Annotated in this window: 13 protein-coding genes; all 13 read right to left on the reverse strand. The window is 61.5% G+C overall.

What is annotated here, in order from left to right; genetic code table 11:
* Positions 1-3: 3 nt before the first annotated feature.
* Complete coding sequence (locus FRT59_RS16570; RefSeq protein ID WP_153871711.1) at positions 4-1,725, reverse strand: ShlB/FhaC/HecB family hemolysin secretion/activation protein; 1,722 nt, start codon at positions 1,723-1,725, stop codon at positions 4-6.
* Positions 1,726-2,206: 481 nt separating this feature from the next.
* Complete coding sequence (pgaD, locus tag FRT59_RS16575) at positions 2,207-2,689, reverse strand: poly-beta-1,6-N-acetyl-D-glucosamine biosynthesis protein PgaD (protein ID WP_034116748.1); 483 nt, start codon at positions 2,687-2,689, stop codon at positions 2,207-2,209.
* 2 nt (positions 2,690-2,691) lie between these two features.
* Positions 2,692-4,032, reverse strand: coding sequence for a poly-beta-1,6-N-acetyl-D-glucosamine synthase (gene pgaC / locus FRT59_RS16580; RefSeq protein WP_034116747.1), 1,341 nt, complete (start codon positions 4,030-4,032; stop codon positions 2,692-2,694).
* A gap of 2 nt (positions 4,033-4,034) precedes the next feature.
* Positions 4,035-6,038: a poly-beta-1,6-N-acetyl-D-glucosamine N-deacetylase PgaB gene (gene pgaB, locus FRT59_RS16585; RefSeq protein WP_153871712.1), complete on the reverse strand. Its 2,004-nt coding sequence runs from the start codon at positions 6,036-6,038 to the stop codon at positions 4,035-4,037.
* A 12-nt stretch (positions 6,039-6,050) separates the two neighbouring features.
* The gene (gene pgaA, locus FRT59_RS16590; RefSeq protein ID WP_153871713.1) at positions 6,051-8,531 is read right to left on the reverse strand and encodes a poly-beta-1,6 N-acetyl-D-glucosamine export porin PgaA; all 2,481 of its coding nucleotides are present in this window, start codon (positions 8,529-8,531) and stop codon (positions 6,051-6,053) included.
* 303 nt (positions 8,532-8,834) lie between these two features.
* Positions 8,835-10,331 (reverse strand): YdgA family protein, encoded by a 1,497-nt coding sequence (locus tag FRT59_RS16595; RefSeq protein WP_034116744.1) that lies wholly within the window; start codon positions 10,329-10,331, stop codon positions 8,835-8,837.
* Positions 10,332-10,476: 145 nt separating this feature from the next.
* Positions 10,477-11,109, reverse strand: coding sequence for a hypothetical protein (locus tag FRT59_RS16600; protein WP_034116743.1), 633 nt, complete (start codon positions 11,107-11,109; stop codon positions 10,477-10,479).
* A gap of 81 nt (positions 11,110-11,190) precedes the next feature.
* Positions 11,191-12,633 (reverse strand): efflux transporter outer membrane subunit, encoded by a 1,443-nt coding sequence (locus FRT59_RS16605; RefSeq protein WP_153871714.1) that lies wholly within the window; start codon positions 12,631-12,633, stop codon positions 11,191-11,193.
* A complete protein-coding gene (locus FRT59_RS16610; protein WP_034116741.1) occupies positions 12,630-13,520 on the reverse strand; it encodes an efflux RND transporter periplasmic adaptor subunit in 891 nt (296 codons plus the stop codon). The genes FRT59_RS16605 and FRT59_RS16610 overlap by 4 nt, the downstream gene beginning before the upstream one ends.
* Positions 13,517-13,726, reverse strand: coding sequence for a DUF1656 domain-containing protein (locus FRT59_RS16615; protein WP_003187469.1), 210 nt, complete (start codon positions 13,724-13,726; stop codon positions 13,517-13,519). The genes FRT59_RS16610 and FRT59_RS16615 overlap by 4 nt, the downstream gene beginning before the upstream one ends.
* Positions 13,723-15,801: an FUSC family protein gene (locus FRT59_RS16620; RefSeq protein ID WP_153838551.1), complete on the reverse strand. Its 2,079-nt coding sequence runs from the start codon at positions 15,799-15,801 to the stop codon at positions 13,723-13,725. The genes FRT59_RS16615 and FRT59_RS16620 overlap by 4 nt, the downstream gene beginning before the upstream one ends.
* Positions 15,798-16,217: a MarR family winged helix-turn-helix transcriptional regulator gene (locus FRT59_RS16625; protein ID WP_034116739.1), complete on the reverse strand. Its 420-nt coding sequence runs from the start codon at positions 16,215-16,217 to the stop codon at positions 15,798-15,800. Before FRT59_RS16625 ends, FRT59_RS16620 begins: the two co-directional genes overlap by 4 nt.
* Before the next feature lie 265 nt (positions 16,218-16,482).
* On the reverse strand, positions 16,483-16,728 hold the full coding sequence (locus tag FRT59_RS16630; RefSeq protein ID WP_153871715.1) for a DUF2789 domain-containing protein: 246 nt from the start codon (positions 16,726-16,728) through the stop codon (positions 16,483-16,485).
* Positions 16,729-16,755 lie beyond the last annotated feature (27 nt).

Raw genomic sequence — 16,755 nt, forward strand, 5'->3', positions numbered from 1 at the left:
GAATTACAGGAAGAAATCCATGCGGAAGTAGATCGGCGCTTCGCGCTCGGTGACTACACCGGGTCTTTCCAAGGAGTGGGCAAAGGTCACGCTGGTGCTGACGTTTTTGCCACGGGCGAACAGCTCCAGGGAGTTGCTGGACACCCGGCCATGGACGTTGTCGTTGTAACGGTCATTGCTGATCACGCCCTGGTCGTAGCCGACGCTGGCGCCGTATTCGGCGAAGGCCGGGCGCATCCAGTCGAGGGTCACCGGGCGCGCCCAGCGCACCTCGTTGCGCCAGTAGCCGCCGCTGTCGCCGGTCAGCAACTGGTCCTTGAAACCGCGTACCGAGGCCGAGCCGCCGAGGCTCATGCGCTGGGGCGAGAACAGGATGTCTTCGCTGCGTTGGCCGGTGGCCAGGCTGCTGAAGCTGAACGACTCGCCCCACAGGCTGAAGGGTTGCAGGTAACTGACGGTGGCGGTGTATTTGCGGTAGCGCGAGTTCGGTTGGCGCCCGCCGTAGGGGTCGCGCTCATCTTGAGATTGGGCGTCGAGCAGGCCGATGCCGCTTTGCATACCCAGGTCCACGTTGACGAAGGCATTGCCGATACGCCGCCCGTGGTTCACGCCCAGTTGCAGTTCGCTGAGGCGATTGCTGCTGGGCGCGGTGCGCACGTCGAGGACGTAGTTATTGGTGCGCAAGTGCGCCAAGCCGACATTGACCGAGGTCTTGCTCACGTCATCGCGATGGATCACTCGCTCGGCGCGCAGTTGATGGTTCTGGTTGTCGCCGTTCTGCTTGTATTTGTAGTCGTCGGTCACGCCGTAGGTGCGGTAGTCGCTCTCGCTGTAGGTGTAGCTGAAGTTCCACCAGCCCCACGGCACGTTGTAATAGAGCATGGTGTTTTTCGAGGTTTTCTGGTGGTCGCTGATGGCGTCATGGCCGCCGCGTAGCATGAGCTGGTCGCCCAGGCCGAGGGGGCTGTCCCACTCAAGGCCGGCGCCCCATTGCTGTTCACCGGTGCTTTTCTGCCCGTCGTTATTGCGCGACAGGCTGGCGCGCCAGGGCTTTTGCGCGGTGTTCTTGACCACCACGTCGCTGCCGCCGACTTGCTTGCCGGGGGTCAGCTCCATTTGCGCCTGTTTGGACGGCAGGCGGTTGAGCTGGTCCACCAGTTGCTCGATCTCGCGCAGGTTCAGTGCCTCGCCGACCTTGCCGGGAAAGGCCATGGCCAGTTCGCGCTCGGTCACCGTGCTGCCTTCGGCGCTGCGCAAGGCTTCGAGCTTGCCTTCCACCACCAGCACTTGCAGATGGCCGCTGGAGAGGTCTTGTTGTGGCAAGTAGGCGCGGCTGGTGACGCGGCCTTTGCCGAGGTAGTAGTCGGTGATGGCCTTGAGCAATTCGTTGAGCTGCGTCACGCCCAGGCACTGGCCGATATAGGGCTTGAGCAGGCGCTCGCGGTCGGAGGCCGGCAGGCTGTCGGCGCCCTTGAGTTCGATGTCTTTGATCGGGAAGCAGCGAGTGTCGGCAGGCGTTGCCGGGGCTTGGGGCTTTTGCGCTTTACCGGGCAGGTCCTGAAGTTCCTGGAGGCGTCGCTGTTGCTCTTCGAGCAGGCGGTTTTGCCGGTCGCGGATCAGGTCTTGGTCCCCAGGCGTGGGGGCGGCGAACGCGCTGTTCTGGCTCAAGCAAGTGAACAGGAACGTGCAGAGCAATAACCGAGTCCGTGGCAGTAACGAAGACATGTTCGATCCATCGAAAATCAAAGGCCGGCAAACTAACATCGAACTTCCAGCTAGCCTAGAAACTGGCAAAGTTGGAATTTTTGATGAGTTAGTTATCCAAGCTATTGATTAATAAATACAATTTTTTATCAAAAGAGTTTGAGGCGATCACTTGAAGTGATTATTCCGACAAGCGGCAACTGTTTTGATGGCGATTCGACGAATGACTTTTGAATAGCCATTATTTAGCCATCAAGTTCTCGTCGAGTTAGGTTAGTACCGGGGAATGGAGAAAAGTTCGCGGGAGTTTTGTGAATTGGATCCCATTTATCGGAATTTCGACGATAGGGTTGAACCACCGCAACCTATGGGGTGGGCAAATATCAATTGTGGGAGGGGGCTTGCTCCCGATCGCGGTGTATCAGTCATATACATGGTGACTGACACTCTGCTATCGGGAGCAAGCCCCCTCCCACATTGGATACTCGTAGCAGTGAGAATGTCAGCCTATACCCTTGTCTTTTTCTGCGCCGGGTACCAGGGTCAGGCCGGGGCGCTCGACGTCGCGGGAGACATGGGACTTCACGTCTTCCACGCCGCCCTCCTCGTCGTTGTGAATCACCAGCACGCCGGGTTTGCGAAACTGCTCCAGGTGGCCGTCTTCCAACTTGAAGCTTTCGCTCAAGTGCTTGTCACTCAGGGCATTGGCCTCGGCGCGGCGCTGGGCAAATTTACGTCCGCGACGTTGCTGATAACGCGCCCAACTGATCAGGATCAGCGCATTGAACAGGGCGATCCACAGGTAGATCTGCAAGGTGTTGAGCGCGGCAAAAATCGGCGCCTCGATGCGTGGGCCGCCATGGGTTTCGAGCATGGCGTTGATCCCACGTGCGAGCAGCCAAACCAACCCGCCCCAGGCCAGCAGGGTCAGCAGCACATCGATGATCCACATCAGCGTGTTTTGGCGAGTTCTGACCAGTTTCATGCTCACGCCTCCTCTTCGGCAGGTTTGATACCGCGATCCGGGCTGACCCAGCGTGCGCGCTTCTGGTGCTGGTTGAACAGCACTTTGGGAAAGCTGACCAGGGTGGTCAGCAGGCTGACCAGCCAGAACACCATCGGGTACCACACGGTCCAGAACAGGGTTTTCCACAGGTCTTTTTCGTAGCGCCGGTCGATCAGGATGCTCACCGCAAACTGCAGCAGGCACACCATCGCCAGCACCAGGCCGGTAAAGGCAGGCGGCACCAACGAGTCCACGGTAATCGCCGCTGGCAGCGTGACGAATTTACCCACGGCCCAGAAGATCACCGAGAGCAGGAAGGTGAAGGCCCAACCGGTGGACAGGCAGTATTCGAACAGCAGCGGCCACAGGTAGCGATGACGCCATTGCCAGATGCCACGGATATTCTTGAACAGCACTTCGGCGCCGCCCTGGGCCCAGCGCAGCCGTTGTTTCCACAGGCCGCCAACGGTTTCGGGCATAAGGATCCAGCACAGTGCGCGCGGCTCGTAGAAGATCGACCAGTGGTCGAGCTGCAGCTTCCAACTGACATCGATGTCCTCGGTGATCATGTCGGTGCTCCAGTAGTCGATGCGGTCCAGCGCCTTCTTGCGGAACGCCACCACCACACCCGAGACCGTGAAGATCCGCCCGAACACCCGCTGGGTACGCTTGATCAAGCCGATGATCGAGGAGAACTCGCCCACCTGTACCCGGCCGATCAGGGTCGAGCGGGTACGGATACGTGGGTTGCCGGTCACGGCGCCCAGGCGCGGGTTGTCGAGCATCGGCGCAACCATGTAGGCCGCCGCGTTTTTGTCGAGCAAGGCATCGCCGTCGATGCACACCAGGTATTCGCTGCGGGCGGCCACGGCGCCCATGCGCAGGGCCACGGCCTTGCCCTGGTTCTGTGCCAGGTGCAGCACGCGCAGGCGTGGGTGTTGCAGCGCCAGGGCATCAAGCACTGCGGCGGTGTTGTCGCTGGAACCGTCGTTGACCGCGATCACTTCGATGTTCGGATACAACTGGCCGAGTGCCGCATCAATGGTTTCGGCGGCGTTATCACCCTCGTTGTAGCAAGGGATGATGATCGAGATCAGCGGCTCGCCGGCCAGGGTCGGCGCGGGCGTATCTTCCTTCCACGGCCAATGGCGCTCCCAGTGCAGCCAGAAGTACAGGCCTCCGGCGATCCACAGTGCCGACATGAACAGCGGGTAGAAGAACACGAAGTCCATCAGGAACTGCCCGGTGACCAGGAAGATCAGGCCCAGGGGCAAGCCCAGCACCAGCGCCAACACGAATAGAGCCAGGATTCTGTCAAACATGATCAAGGGTTCCATTGGTTGGAGAGGGCCGGACGTATCGTCTTCAAGTCCGGGGAGTTTTCCAGGAAGTTGTCCGGGTAGTAGCCGAAACTGGTGACGCCCTGGCGTTTGAGCACGCTCATCCATTCCGCCAATTGCGTGGCGCTGATATCCGGTGCGGCCTTGGTGCGCCAGTCTTTGGCTTGCAACTCGAAAACGGTTTTTTCCAATGCACCGGGGCGCGCCTTGACCGTGGCCACCAGTTTTTCCAACCAGGCATTGGAGTTCTTCAATGCCTGGCCTTCCATCAACGGCATGGCCATGGGGGCGGTCCAGTCGTAGGTCTGGAGGAAGTCATCAAGGTTCTGCGCGAACCAGGTTTCGCTGCCGGGGTTGAGCATCGGCTCGGCGAAGATATTGCGTGCGGTGAGTATCTGCGGGCCACGGATAGCACGGACCTTCGCCGTCAATTCGTTGGTGAAGTCGATCAGGTAGCGGCTCTTGAAACGGGTCCAGCGCTGCATCACCGCAGGGTCGGCACGCAAGGCAGCAATAGTGTTTGGCAAGCCTTGGGCGGCATACGCCTTGAGTGCTGCTGGGCTGGCGTCTTCAAAGTCGCTCAGCAGCGCATCGTCGTGATAGAGCACACCGTCGATTGCACTGTTGCTGGTGCGCGCCAGGTCTTCATAGATCTCGCCGATGAGCTGCCGCACTTTCGGGTCAAAGGGTGACAGCCGCTGGTATTGATCCGGATCGGTACCAACCTTGCCGGTCTCCGGGTCCCAGCGGGTGACGCGTGGCAACTTGGAGTCGAGGGCGAAGCTGAGCACCGGCATCCACGCAAACACGCTGGCGTGGGCACGGGTATGCAGCTGCCAGGACACGCGGTTGAACAGGTCGGCACGCATCGGCAGGTGGCGGTTTGGGAAGTACAGCGAATGCACCAGGCCATCGCCCTTGGGGTCGGCGTAGGCTTGCAGGAACACCGTGACGGCGCCCATATCCACAACACGCTGCACCAGCACGTCAAGATTGCGCGCCTGTTGCTCCGGGTCGGGATCATAGACGTGGTCCAGGTCCACATGCAGGACGCGCAGCGGCGCCTTGGCCTGTACCGCAACCATGCTGCTGGCGAAGTGTTCGCCATCCGGGTCGGAGGCCACCAGGAAGCGCGGGCTGTTCATCAGCTTGTTCGAATCATCCAGACCGTCATCGAGGGTCAACGCCATCTCATAGCCGTGCTCACCCACCACGGCCAAGGTGGTGCCGTCAGCCGCGCCGTACGGCCATACCCACACCCGTGGCGCCTTGCCGGTGACGGTACGGATCTTGTTGGAGATCGCCGCGACGTCGGTACGCATCCGCGCCTGGAACTGTGCTTCGGTTTCGTAGCGACCGGTCGCCGGGTCATAGCGACGCGTGGTGGCGGCCGGCTCAAGGTTGCCCTGAGGGTTGGCCAGTATGCCTTTGTGATTGGCGTCGGTATGGGCGGCGATTTCCACCAGGCCCGATTGGGACACTTCACGAATCTGCTGCCAGGTCAGGAAGTCGCCCCGCGCCCGTGGTGTACCGGCAAAGTCCACCGGCTGGTTCAGCGGGGTATCGATCCAGGTGCCCACCGGCGCCAGCACGGCCGGCCAGTTGTAGGCCCGCAGGATCGGCATCACGCGGGTGTAGAAGCTGGAATAGCCATCGTCGAAGCTGAGCATCACGGCCTTGGGCGGCAGTGTCGGCCCACCACGGCGCGCGGCGAGAACCTGATTCACGCTGACCGCCTGGTAGCCGTTCTCCCGCAACCAGGCCAACTGCTCGATCAAACGTTCGGTACGCACCGCCACCACGGCCTGGTCTGGGTCGTTATCCGAAACGTCGTGGTAGGCAATGCCCAGGAAATGGTTCTTCGGCCACGGCGCTTCGCTGGCCAGTGTCGGCCGCTCGGCAGGTGGAACGAATGGCGCGGGTTGCTGGGCGCAGGCAGCGGCCAGCATTACACCCAGGACCAAAAAGCAACGGCTGAGGAGGGTCATGGTCAGGCTCTTTTAGAAACGGTAAGTGAGGTCGAGGAGCAGGCGCAGATCACGTTCGCGCTCTCCATCGTAAGGTCGGCTGACCAGGCTCAGGTTGGCGCCGGCTTCCAGCACGTCATTCCAGCGAAAACGTTGGCCGTAACCGATCAAGCCAACGCCGCCGGTGGAGTAATCCTTCTGGCTATAGGTACCCGCACCGAGCTGGAACTGCTGACTCCACTGGGTTTCGTAGCGGTGATAGAGCACATGGTTGACGTTGACGGTGGGCAACACGCTGAAGTCGGACTTGGGGTTGAAGTAGATCGCGTCTTCCTTGCTGTTGCGGCTGGCACCGACTTCCAGACCTAACTCCACTTGCACCTTCGGCGAGCTGTAGACGCCTTCGCGACCTGTGAGCAAGGCTTCGACGCGGTCGTTGCCGTCGCTGAAATGAGACGGGCTGATGGCGAGCTTCCACTCGCGGCTTTCGTTGGCGCGCCAGCGGATGAAGCCGCTGCCGCCGTTGGCTGTGACACCGTCATTCAACGCCCGCAGCGGTGTGGTGTTGAGCAGGTAGCCAAGGCTGCCGCCGTACTGCCAGTGGTCGTTGATGTCGCGGGCAATCGACACGCTGGCGCCTTGTTTGGCGCCATCGCCATAAGAATGGTTGGACACTTCGGCTTCGATGGTCATGTCGCGGGTGCGCCGCTCCACCCCCACGCGCTGCCAGCGGTGCTGGCCGGTGCCTTCGGCAAAATCGGCGGTGCCATAGCCAACGCCGGCGAATACGCGCCAGTCTTCGTCGATGGGCGGGGTGTAGATCACGCTTTCGATGCCCCAGTCACGGCTGCCTGACACCGCCCCGGCCTCTTGGTTATTGCCGCCACCGAAGCTTTTACCGGTGTAGGCTTCCACCCGCACCTCGGCCATGTCGTGCACGTCGCGCAGACGTTTGAGGCGCTGTACCTGGCGGTTGTCCGGGTCACGGGCGACGACGTCATCGGTGAGCAGGTCGAGTTGCCGCCATTCCTGCAGGTCTAACGCGGTGAAGCCTTGGGACATTTCCACACCGATGTCGCGGGGGCTCTGGTTTTCAGTTTCCTTGAGAGAGTCTTCAGCGCGTCTTGGCCAATCACGGGCACGGTACATTTCCGCCTGGGCCAAACGCACACCGATGCTCCCGGGCGCTTTATTGCCCAGGTCTTCCAGGGTTTGTTCGCTGGCGTTCAGGTCAGCACCATAGGTACCGGCCTGGGCCGCCAATTGCTGGGCGTCCATCCACTCGTCGTTAGGGTTGCCGATGGGCAAGCCCTTGAGTTCCACCCGGGGTTTCTCGGTGCTGGCCAGCTGCGTGGCGACCGCACGTGCCTCGTCCACCTGGTCGTTTTCCAACAAGGCGTAGAACAGCGCGGTGCTGTCTTTGACATGATCACCCACATCGGCGTCCGCGGCGCCCAGCGCCTGGCGGTACAGCGGCGCGGCTTTTTCCGGCAGACGCTGGTCGAGGTAGGACGCGGCCACCCAGCGCACGGCGTAGGTCGGCAATTGCACGCCCTCAGCCGTGAGGGCTTCGTATTCGCTGATGACCTCAGCCGTACGCGCCCGTGCCTTGAGCGCGCCCAGGCGGTCAATGCGCCAGACCACCACGTCTCCGTGAGCGGTGGCGTCAGGGCTCCAGCGGCTGATCAGTCTGTCGTAATCCTGCAGGGCACGATCGGCGATGACATAGCGTTCCTTCTCAGTGCGCGTGGCGAACTCGGCCATGCGCACGCGCTCGGCGGCGAGGTCGCCTTCCAGGCGGCGCTGGGTGACCGCGTCCACCACGCCGGGGCGCTTGGCCGACAGGCGCAGGGCCGGTTCCGGCAAGCGCGCGTTTTGCAGGGCGACAATGTATTCGCGAACGACTTCGGGCTTGTCACCGGCGCGGGTAAAGGCTTGGTCAAACTCAAACAGCGCGTCGTAGTTCAAGCCGGCGCGCGTCAGCGCATAACCCAGGGCCATGCGACGGTTCGGGTCATTGGGTTGCGCCGCCACCATCGCGCGCAAGCGTTGCACCGCTTCGTTGGCTTTGCCGCCATCAGCCTGGGTCAGGGCCTGGCCCAGTTGCAGGTCGACATTATTCGGTTCACGCAGCAGCGCCTGGCGATAGACCGCCTCGGCCTGGGCCCACTGCTTTTGATTACGGTATGTGCGCGCCACCGTGGCGAGTGCCTGGGTGGTGAGGTTGCGATTCCTGCCTTGTGCCTCATACACCTTCAGCACTTCGGCGTCTTGCCCGGCCCAACCGGCGATCACCAGGTGGTCGCTGACCTGGCCTGGGGTCTGGCGTTCGGTGGACAGTTGGCGCAGTTGGTTCAGGGCCGGCGTGAAGTTACCGTTGCGGGCCTGGATGATCAGCGCGTCGTAGGCGGGGTCGGCGAAAGCGAGGCCCGGGACCAGCAATTGGCTGCACAGGGCTGCCCCAATAAGCAGACGCAACCGGCCTGAGGCACTGTAGGGGAGGTTTCGCAGCATATCGTGAGCTTCCTTACACACGGAAAGCCCTAACGATAGATGGTCCTGAGCGAAACGCATCAGGGCGCCGGTATCTAATGACCCGGCCTAGCTTTCCTGTAGGAACTATCGCTTAGCGACGTCAGAGGGAGGGCAATTCAGAACAATTGTTCAGAATTGGCTGACACAGATTTTTTGCCTGGCACACAAACCAAATGTGGGAGGGGGCTTGCTCCCGATGGCGGAGTGTCAGTCAGTATATTTTTTCTGACCTACCGCCATCGGGAGCAAGCCCCCTCCCACATTTTTTACCGCATTCCAGGCTTATTGAGCGCCGCTTACTGCACCAACTTTTGACATCACAAAACCAATGAACTGCTCAACGGTCATCTTCTGGCCGTTGAAGGTCACTTCATTGTTGGCGTAGTGCAGCTTGGAAACCACATCGGTACCCACCAGGGTCGCCAGTTGGGTGCCGACGGCCATGCCGCTGACCATCTCGGCCGCCATCTGCGATTGTTGCTCGATAGCCTGCGGGTCAGTCACACCACCTACCTGGGCTTGCAGAGCAGCTACATCGCTGATCATCGGCTTGGACAGGGTCAGGTTGGCATCCAGCAGCGAGACCATCTGCTTGCCCAGTTCAACCGGCGGCAGTTCCATGGACGTTGGCTTGGCCAGGTCGACCACCAGGTTGAACTTGCTTTCGCCGTGGGTGGTTTTCAGCGATAGGTTTTCCACGGCCAGTTGCGGCTTGGCGGCCAGCACCTGGTTGACGTTGGCCTCGGCCAGGGTCTGCTCGGCTTCGGTCAGTTGCAGTTCCGGCACCGGTTGACCGGCAGCGGCGGCGGCTTGCACCGGTTGCATCTTGTCCTGGTAGAGCTTGGTCAGCACCAGCATCGCCGGGATATCAACGTTCTTCATGCTCACGGCCATGGCGGCCGAACCTACCGGCTTACCCTGGTAACCGATCTCGTCAATCTTGTAGTCGACGCGGCCGGCCAGGTTGTTGTCCTTGGTCTCGCTGGAGTCTTTCTGCTCGAAGCCCTTGAGGGTCAGCACGGCTTTCTGCGGGCCGAAGGTGACCTTGGTGTCGGTCAGCTCCACGGTGTTCTGGCCGGTGTAGAAACCGAAGGTAGATTTCTCCAGGTTGCTGGCCACGGTCAGGCCGTTCAGTTGCGCTTCGAACGGTGCGCCATTGGCATCCACCGCCGCGACCTTGAGGCTATTCATGAAGCCCTCGGCCTTGACCTTCTTCCCTTCGGCGCTGCTGTCGAAGTCCAGGTTGGCGCCGGAGAAGCTCACCGAAGATGTGTCGTCCTTGAACTCAAGAGGCAGCAATTCGACGTTGCCGCTGACCGAACGGCTATAGCCGATATTCGCCACGCCTTTGAGCGGCGACACGTCTTTGCTGGCGGCGAACCATTTTTCCGTGGTGGGGTTCTTTTCCAGTTCGTAATGACTGGTGGCCATGACCGGCAGCCATTTGAGGGTCACCAGACGCGAGAACGGCAGCGGGCCATGTTCGATATGGTCGACGAACAGCAACTCGGGGGTCGGGTTGTCTTCACCGAAGACGCTGCCCTGGCCCTTGAGGCGATAGTGCGCGGTACTGCTGAACACGCCACGGTCAAGGGACACCAGTTCCAGGGCCAAGGTACCGTCGACGCCGGCCATGGAGGTCTGCAGCTCTTTGTTGGCGTTCTGGATCGCGGTCTGCAGGACCGGCTCCAGTTGTTTACCGGTGTACCAGGCGCCGCCCGCACTGACAGCGCCGATGGCGACAACAAAACCCAAGAAAACAACTGCTGGCTTATTCATGAAGTGACCTGATCAATCCTGTGAGAAGTGGGCTGTCTTCCCTGAACCCCGAGGGGGTTGGCTCAAGCCCGCCGAAAACGGGGGAAGATTAGCACTGGCGGCCGCAAACGGCCCAGCCTTTCAGAGGGATCAGTTCGCCAGTAGTTCAGGAGTACTCCAGTTCGATTTCGTCCAACTGGTGATCAAAACTCTTCAAACGTGCGGTCCAGGTGTACACCAGCACCTCAAACTCGCGGTGTATCACGGCATTGCCGGGGGTGTCGGCCTTGGGATCGCAGAAATCCAGCTGGTAGCGCTCACGGGCCATTTGCGTGGCCACATCGGACAATTCCCGCGCGTTATTCAGCCAGTGCCTGCCGTCGGCTACCTGCCGGTCAAGCAACACACATTGTTTTTTCAGGACTTCGAGGCTTTTTTCCAGCGGCGTACCGGTGAGGTCACCCATGACTTCCTGGAACGTGCGCCCGGGCTGCCAGTAGCTGCCCCAGAAATAGCGGTCGAACACGGTTTCGACGCGGCGCAGGGCGACCTTGGTGTCCCAGATGGCCACCCGGGTCTTGCCTTGCTCGAGGAGCTTTCGTTTCACCCGCTGGTTTTGATAAGACGCCCAGGCCACCACGCCGATGGACAAGGTGCCGATCACCAGGCAGGCGCTGTCGAGGAACACCATGGCCTTGTCGAGTTGATGGGCGAGCATGACGCCATAGAAATACGCGGCCGATAACAGTACCAGTGCGAAGAGCACGCACCAGAAAGCGGGAGCATAAGGGTTTTTCATTATTGGAATCCCCATGAGCAAACGCGAGCTTTGTCGGGTGAGACGTCACGGCGCCTCACCAGACAAAGCATAGCAATCCGCTCAGGGTTTGCCGGGTTGTGATGCTTGCGTTCGTCCGCTTTCCCAGCCGCCGCCCAAGGCCAGGAACAGATCGATCTGGCTCATGGCAACCTGGGTATTGGCCGCTGCCAATTGCGCGCGCATATCGGTGTAGGTGCGCGTGGCTTGCAGGTCGGCCAGGAACGATTCGCGACCGGCCTGGAAGAAGCGATGGGTCTGGCCTGCGGCCTCTTGCGCCGATTGTTCGGCCTCGGCCAGGGCGTCGCGGCGCTGCAGCACGGCGGTGTATTGCGCCAGACCGGTCTGGGTTTCGCGAATGGCGTTGAGCACTACGCCGTCAAAGTGTGCCAGGGCGCCCTGGGTCGCGGCTTCGGCTTCATGGATACGCGCACGGGCGCCGTTGGTCGGCACGGTCCAGCTGATCATCGGGCCAAAGCCCCAGCGGTTGGTGGCTGGTGTACCGAGGTTTTCCAGCAGGCCCACGGTGCCTACCGTGGCGCCGATGCTGATATCCGGGTACAGCGCGCCGGTCGCCACGCCGATACGTGCGGTGGCGGCAGCCAGTTGGCGTTCAGCCTGGCGCACATCGGGGCGACGTTTGAGCAGCGTGGCGCCGTCGCCCACCGGCAGCAGTTGGGCGATGTGCGGCAGCTCGGCGCAAGTGCCTGTGCCGGCAGGCAGTTGGTCCACGGGCTTGGCCAGCAACATCGACAGCCGGAACAACCCGGCCTGGCGCGAGGCTTCATAGCGCGGGATGTCGGCGCGCAGGGATTTGTATTGGGTTTGCGAACGCGTCACCTGGGTTTCATCGCCGCGCCCGGCATCGCGCAGGCGCTGGGTCAGTCTAGTGCTCTGGGCTTGCAGGTCGAGGGACTCGTTGGCAATCGCCAGCTCTTCGTTGGCCGCGCACACCTGGGTGTAGGAGCGCACCACATCGGCGACCAACGTGATGCGGGCGATATCGGCAGCAGCCTGGGTCGCGTCTGCACTGGCCTGAGCGCTTTCGATACCACGCTGCAAGGTGCCGAACAGGTCGAACTGGTAGGACGTGGTGATGCCGACGCTACCGATATTGCCAACCGGGACTTTTTCCGGCAGCAAAAACGCTTCGCCCGACTCTTGCAAACGCTGGGCCTCGGCCTTGGCGCCAGCACTCCAGCCGCCAGCGGATTCGGCCTGCTGCACCTGGTAACGCGAGCGCTGCAGGTTGGCCGCGGCCACGCGCAGGTCGGTGTTGGAGGCCATGGCTTGGTGCACCAGTTGGTCCAGGCGCGGGTCTTTATACAACTTCCACCAATCGGCCGGCACCGGCGCCGAGACCACGTTGCTGCCCTCGCCCATGATCGGCCCTTGCAGGTCGCCACGGTTGACCGCGGCCTGTTCCGGCAGCTTGTAATCCGGCCCCACCACTTGGCAGGCCGACAGCAGCAACCCCAACGCAGCGGTTGGCAACAGCCGCTTCATGGCTGTTCTCCATCTTTAACCTTATCGCCGATGATCGACACCGTCGCCGTACGCCCGGCGATCATGCGAAAGTCCGCCGGTACGTCATCGAAGGCAATGCGCACCGGGATCCGCTGGGCCAGCCGCACCCAGCTGAACGCCGGGTTGACGTTGGGCAACAGGTTGGAGCCGCTGCTGCGGTCGCGGTCTTCGATACCGGCGACGATGCTCTGCACATGCCCATGCAGGCGGGCGTTGTCGCCAATCACACGGATATCCACGCCCATGCCGACATGGATGCCATCGAGCTTGGTCTCTTCGAAGTAGCCGTCGATATGGAAGGAATTGCTGTCCACCACCGACAGCACCGGGCGCCCGGCGGTGACGAATTCCTGGGTACGCGGTGCGCGGTCGTTGACGTAGCCGTCCACGGGACTACGGATCACCGAGCGGTCGAGGTTGAGTTGGGCCGAATCCACCGTCACTTGCGCTTCGGCCAGGGCCGATTGGGCGCGGGCGACGCGGGACTGGCTTTCTTCCAGTTGCTCGCTGGGCACCAGGTTGCCGAGGCCACGGTTACGCTTGTACTCGCGCTGGGCCTGGGCCAGGGTTTCCTGGCGGTCGGCCACGGCGGCCTGGGCTTGGCGCAGGGCCAGCTTGAAGCGGTCCTGGTCAACGGCGAAGAGCACCTGGCCCTTGGTCACCAGCTGGTTATCGCGCACGTCGACGCGCTGGATCAGCCCGGACACGTCCGGGGCGATCTGCACGATGTCGGCGCGGATGTGCCCGTCACGGGTCCAGGGCGCATACATGTAGTACATGACCATGCGCCACACGACGACGACCGCGAAACTCACGATCAACAGCGTCAGGACGACACGGCCGATGGTCAAAAAAGGTTTTTTCATGTCATCAAATATCGACTGAGTGAGTCCACCGCGCCCAGCAACAGCGCGTAGAGCCCCACATTGAACAATGCCCGGTGCCAGACCAGGCGATAGAAGTGCATGCGCGTCAACAGCCCGTGCACCACCAGAAACAACACATACGTAATGCCCATCAGCACCAGCAGCGTGGGCAGGAACACCCCACTGATATCCAGATCACCGATCATAAAGGCGCTCCATCGGGTAGCGGCGCTTCCATCTCAGTGCCGCCAATGAATTCCACGCCGGGCAGCAGTGCCAGGCGCAGGCCGGCCAAGGCATGCAGCAGATGCAGGCGAGTGTCGTCTTCGTCTTGCAGGCCCTGGCCGTTGAGGGCGCGGCGCGTGCGGTCCAGGGTCATCAGCAGACCGCTGGGCGCGGGCAAGCGTTCACCCGCCTTGAGGCACGCCTTGAAGTAGCCGCCCACGCCTTCCACCACCTGGTTAAGTAATACCCGTGGCACACCGAGGATGCGCGGCGAGTAGGCCAGCAGGTCGAGCAGGTTCAGCGCTACACGCAGGTCGCGCAGGGCGATGCCGGTGTCTTGGCCAGTGAGAGCCAGGCGCGGCAGGTGTTGCATCAGGCGGTCGAGCATTTGCGCGGCCATGTGCCGGTGCTCGGCCAGGGTTGCAGGCTCGGTGAGGCTGACAATGTCGCGCCAGCTGAAACGGGTGAGGCGCTTGGCCGCCAGTTCGGCACCGAAGGGCCGTGCAATCAAGGTCCATACAAACGCGAACAACAAACCCACCGGCCCGGCCAGATTGACGTTGGCGAAGTTGAGGAAGTCGGCGTCATAGGCGCCCTGGATGCTGATGAACGACGAAGTGTTCACCAGCGTCAGCAGCATGCCCAGGTAGAACCGTGGCTGCACGGTAAGCGTACCGATGCAGATAAACGGTACGGCGAAAGCCAGCACCAGCATGGGGAAATCGTGCAGGTTGGGCAGCACCAGAAACAGGTACAGGCTGGCGAACAGCACCGACATGGCGGTCCAGAAAAAGAACCGATAAATCTGCGGTGCCGGGTCATCCATCGAGGCGAAAAAGCTGCAAGCGACGGCGGCCAGAATCACGGCGCTGCCGCCATCGGTCCAGCCCAACAGAATCCACAGCACCGAGGCGACGATGATCGCGGTGACGGTGGAAAACGCCGAGTAGAACATCAGGCCACGGTCGAGGAATGGCGTCAGCCGGCCCAGGCGCCAGTGGCGGTAAACGGCGCGCCAGGTGTCCTGGCTTTCGCACTGGATGGCGGCTTGCAGGCTGCGGCAGTCTTGCCACAGGTCGATCCATTCACCCAGCCGGTACAGGGCGTTGGAGAACAGCAGCGTGTGGCGATCATCCAGCGCTTCGCCCTGGGGTTGCGCAGCGTCAATCTTGTCGCGCAACACACGCCAGCGTTCCAGCGGCGCTTGCTCGGTGGTGCTTTGCAGCCAGGCGTTGGCTTCTTCCAGCAAAGGTTTGAGCCGGTCAAGAAACTCCGGGGCGCGGTGCTCGATGGCGTACACCGCGTCATCCAACGCATCGATCACCGGCAGCAGATGAATCATGCGCCCACGCAGTTCCTTGGTGTTGCGCACCGTCTGCGGGCGCGCGCCTTCGTGGGGCAATTGGCCGATCATCAACTCAAGGGTATTGAAGGTGGCGACCATGCCGCCGCGCAGGTTGCTGACGGCTTCAGGGTCTACCTGGCGGGTGAGGAAGCGCTGGCTGTAGACCTGGGCGTCGCTGAACCACTTGGCCACTGAGCCATCGAACACCGGCATCAGGCGCCGTGGCCAGAACATCGCCCCCACCACCGCCGCGACCGCGATACCGAGGAAGATTTCTTCAGTACGCGCCTCGGCCACATCCCATACCGCCAGCGGGTTATCCACTACCGGCAAGGCGATCAGCGGCAAGGTGTAGCCGGCCAGCATCAGGGCATAGTTATTCGCGGTGCGCAGGTGCATGGAGAGGAACAGCAAGGTGCCCGTCCATAACGCAATCACCACCACCAACAGGTAGGGCGACTGCACGAACATCGGCACAAACAGCACCGCCGCCGCCGCCCCCATGAAAGTGCCGATGGCGCGGTACAGGGCCTTGGAACTGGTGGGGCCGACAAACGGGCTGGAGACGATATACACCGTGGCCATCGCCCAGTACGGACGCGGCATTTGCATCAGCATGGCGATGTACAGCGCGATCATCGATGCGGCGAATGTGCGGACCCCATAGAACCAGTCGCGGGCAGGCGGGAAGCCAGTAAAAAAACCGTTCAAGGCGTCACAGCCTCGGCCGCCTCGAAGGCCCGCAGCACGCGCAGCGCGGCTTCCAGATCGGTGGGGGCGATATCCGCAAGGACTTCGTTACGCAGGCGTACCAACTGCGCTTCCACCGCCTGCACCAGCTCACGGCCACGCTCGGTGAGGCTCAGGGCCTTGGCGCGGCGGTCGTGGATGTCTTCGGTGCGGCAGACATACCCGTCGTTGCAGAGCCGGTCGAGCAGGCGCACCAGCGACGGGCTTTCCATCCCGGAAGCCTGGGCTACCTTGACCTGATGCACACCGTCGCCCAAGCGGCCGATCATCAACAACGGCACGGCGCAGGCTTCGGAAATGCCATAGCTCACCAGCGTGGTCTGGCAGATTTTGCGCCAGTTACGGGCGCCCACCACCATGCTGCTGCTGAGGTTCATCTGGAGTTGTTCGAGGGATTGGGACACTGGATAGTTCGCATACAGTTAGTTTGCTAACTATTAATATGGTGGAGTGATCCCAATGCGTCAAGTTTTGAAACAATTTCGCGGATGAGTGGTGGGCTGTGGCTTGAGTAAAGCGGGTTCCGGTGTAGGCATCAGCAAATCGCGATATTTGCCACACAACAAAACAAAATGTGGGAGCAATCCCGCTCCCACATTAGGTCGGCGTCGGCTTCAAGCCAGTGGCTACCCTCCAGCCTTTTTACACCCCTCGCCCACCCCGCAACATCAGGTTCAACTCATCCACCACCTCCGCCCAATCCGCATCCTCCAGAATTTCCTCACGCAAAAAAGCCTTCTGGCTATCCGTCCAGAAGAACGCCTCCGCCAGTTTCAACTCCGGCTTGAGCGGCGAATGAGCGACCACAAATTTTTCAATACTGACCGGGTCATCGTCCAATCCAAGCTGTTTGAACAACGACGGCAAGCTATGCACTGGCAATTCCATGATGAGCTCCTGATAGAGAAGGTTTAA

Source organism: Pseudomonas haemolytica, assembly GCF_009659625.1.
GTDB lineage: Bacteria > Pseudomonadota > Gammaproteobacteria > Pseudomonadales > Pseudomonadaceae > Aquipseudomonas > Aquipseudomonas haemolytica.